At 52.7% G+C, this 281-nt stretch carries 1 pseudogene; it reads left to right on the top strand.

Annotated elements, in window-relative coordinates:
- Positions 1-281 (top strand): annotated as a pseudogene (locus ACYP03_RS25825) (hypothetical protein); the annotation flags it as partial.

A 281-nucleotide genomic window follows, 5' to 3' on the forward strand; every position in this document is an offset into this window, starting at 1 on the left:
TTAATGCCAGCGCTTGTATTGGTTCAACCGAGCCGCCTGCGGCATGGGCCAGTAAGCTCAATCTTGTGGAAGATCCTCAGTTGCTGGCCAGCTCTCTTGGTCAGCCCACAAAAGGCAAACTGTGTCAGGGCAAGGTGTATGAAGTAAAACAAGGGGAATCGCTGACTGTCTTTCGGGCCTGGAACAGTACCAACCCCAACAGCCAGTTTGGTGCCTGGTGGGCAGCAAACCAGCCAAACGGAAAAGTGGCGCAGTATCGAGAAGGCTACGAAATTTGCTAT

The sequence above is a fragment of the Photobacterium sp. R1 genome (genome assembly GCF_054600795.1).